Below are 2,829 nucleotides of genomic sequence, written 5' to 3' on the forward strand. Positions count from 1 at the left end.
GTTGTCGGCAAATGAGCTTTTTTACCCTCAAATTCTTGGTTAACTCAAGCCGTAAAACAGGCAAAGTTCTTTGTTTGCCTCAATGAGTTTTGGTGCTGGTTTGTTGTGAATTTAGCGGGCGCAAAGTATGGAAAGGGCAAGTTAATCGAGCATTTTGCACTTGCTGAAAGTCTTGCTTGTTGAGTTTGTCTGATTCAAAAGCTTGGTTTGTTGTTGAAAGGAGGGCTTTGTTTTGGCGGCTTATTTATCACGGCTCTTGCTTGGGTTGATTCTTGAATCACTCAACCATTGCAATTGTGGCTTTTGGTCGTGTAAATTCGGTTTATCTCATTGAATTTGCATAACAAACGGCTCAAGAGGGATTGCCAACGCTTGGCGATTTTAGTGCAAAATTGAAATTCAGTGTTTACAGTGGTTTTTTAAGTTCGGCGTTGCGTTGTCAACCCCTTAGCCGGGCGTTATATTTTTTTAAGTTCAGCAACCAAAAGGATTCATGATGAACGTGGATAAAGCGAAAAAACGCATATTGAAACGAGTACAAAGAGGTTTCAAAGGTTATCCGCAAATATCATTAGAGTATTTCGGTAAAACGACGGACTTAGCGACCGAAGTCGTTATCACTTTTTTACCTGAAGAGAATGCCGATCCCCAAATACAACGTTTTACAAGTGACAAGGATGCCCGCGAAGACGAAGCGATCCAATCGGTATTGTTAAAAATTATTGAGCGTGCGGAAGCTGCTACGGTTTTGGAAAAGTACGAAATATCAGTTTGTTAATGGTTTTCGACAATCCTAAACAGTCGATCACGTTAGCGTAGAGAGTGAAAATATAACAAACGGCTCAAGAGGGATTGCCAACGCTTGGCGACTTTAGTGCAAAATTGAAATTCAGTGTTTACAGTGTGTTTTTTGAGTTCGGCTATGCGTTGTCAACCCCTTAGCCGGGCGTTAGCCGACTTCTACCACCTTACTCATCAGTAAGTGTATACTTAGCCAAGTTTTACTTACATTGAAGAAGATCACCATGACAGCATTGACAGATAACATGTGGAATATGAAACCAAATATACCGTTGGCTAAACAACTTGCCAAAAGAGATGTACCAGCTTTGGTTTATGACGCTGTTAACCTCGAGGGTGTTGCAATGACTTTACCTGAGGTGCAAACCATTCTTGATGGGATCACCGTAGGTGGTCATCGAATTAGTGATCAAAATATGGCAATGAACCAAGCTCGAGCATGGGAGCTCATTTTTGGCTTAGTTGATCAAGGTGAATTCCAATTTAATAAAGAAACCGCCTTAAAAATCCACAATATCGCTGGCAAAGAAGAAGCGTTGGAGTGGGGTAAATTTCGCTCTGGTTACGTTTCTATTACGGGTTCAGAGTATGAGCCTCCGGCTCCAGATGCGTTGGACGAAAAATGGCTTGAAGTTGAGAGTCAGGTGAATAGCGAATCTGATGTTTACGATCAAGCAATTACTGCATTTTTACAAATGGCACGCGCTCAATTTTTTTGGGATGTTAACAAACGTACGGGGCGGTTCATGATGAACGGTATTTTGTTAGCTAATGGTTTCCCTATCATTAATGTGCAAGCCAAGCGTCAACAAGAGTTTAATACGCTCATGCTTGACTTCTATTCTTCTAATGACATGAGATCAATGAATAAGTTTTTACGCAGCTGTTTGGATGAAAAAATCATTCGTAATTTCAAGCTAGATCTGAAAATCGGCTAACAAACGCTTCAAGAGGGACTTCCAACGCGTGGCATTTTTACTGTGCGTTGATTTTGGTGGTTTCAGTATTATGCGGAAACTTGGTAGTAGCGTTGTCAGCCCCTTAAGCGGGCGTTATGTGAATGGAGTCAATCTTGAAAATATCAGTTGTCAAAAGTGGTCAGATTGAGGCTTATGAAGCTGCACTTAATGCTCATCTAAACTCCGTTTTTGGTCAAGATTCTATGTTCATTTTCAATCGTGAGTTCGTCTGTGCAATTCTCATTGAAGACGATAATCAGATTATCGCTACTGGTTTGGCTTATAGTCGTTTAATGAGGCAGGGCTCAATAAGCTTCAAAGGGGGCATAATTGGTGGTATTGCCATTACACCAAGTAAGCGTGGTTTGGGCTTAGCTAAAGTCATCGTGAAAGAGCTCGATCGATGCTTAGTGTCTTTTGGGGTAACTCATTCTTTTCTCTTCGCTTATGAGCCAGATGTTTATCGAAGCTCAGGGTATTCGGAGTTAGTTTTGCCTATCCATTACTTCGACGTACAGCAGAAAACTTGGAGTCAGTTTGTCTACCGTGGTGGTATGGTTAAGTCTTACAATGGCAGTCATGCTTTAAGCGATCAAGTCATTGAATTTAATGGTTGTGTGTATTGAGCGCGCTGGAAAAATTCACATAACAAACGCTTCAAGAGGGACAACCAACGCGCAGCATTTTCATTATGCGTTGGCTTTTGTGGTTACGGTGTTATGCGGAAACTTGGTAGTAGCGTTGTCAGCCCCTTAAGCGGGCGTTAGGCAAAGTGAGTTTTTATCAGCTAAATCGGGTTTGAATTGAATGGTGAATTCCATGCTTTAATGGCTGGACTTAAGCAATAAATCGTCATCACATATTTGTTGTTTCTTGATCGTGTTGGGTTGTTTTTCGCTGTGAATTCAGCGGCAAAATAACCTTCAGCATCCAAACGTCCGCCGAGCATGCTACGCTCGTCACTTTTCTTCCAAATCGCTAAATTTGAGTTTTTTGGTTTCTTTGCTGATTTGAGATTTTGGTTTATAAATGAATCGGTTAGTTTGTTTCAAGTTTACAAAAAAGCTCG

3 protein-coding genes are annotated in these 2,829 nt (G+C 41.1%); all 3 read left to right on the top strand.

Annotation, left to right across the window (positions count from 1 at the left end):
• Positions 1 to 496: 496 nt before the first annotated feature.
• Positions 497 to 778 (top strand): hypothetical protein, encoded by a 282-nt coding sequence (locus tag AACT18_RS00050; protein ID WP_026027901.1) that lies wholly within the window; start codon positions 497 to 499, stop codon positions 776 to 778.
• 247 nt (positions 779 to 1,025) lie between these two features.
• The gene (locus AACT18_RS00055) at positions 1,026 to 1,739 is read left to right on the top strand and encodes a Fic family protein (RefSeq protein WP_176445982.1); all 714 of its coding nucleotides are present in this window, start codon (positions 1,026 to 1,028) and stop codon (positions 1,737 to 1,739) included.
• Positions 1,740 to 1,873: 134 nt separating this feature from the next.
• Entirely contained in the window at positions 1,874 to 2,386 is a 513-nt protein-coding gene (locus AACT18_RS00060; RefSeq protein ID WP_094124842.1) for a GNAT family N-acetyltransferase, read from the top strand.
• Positions 2,387 to 2,829 lie beyond the last annotated feature (443 nt).

This window comes from Vibrio sp. V04_P4A5T148, from assembly GCF_963875605.1.
GTDB lineage: Bacteria > Pseudomonadota > Gammaproteobacteria > Enterobacterales > Vibrionaceae > Vibrio > Vibrio anguillarum.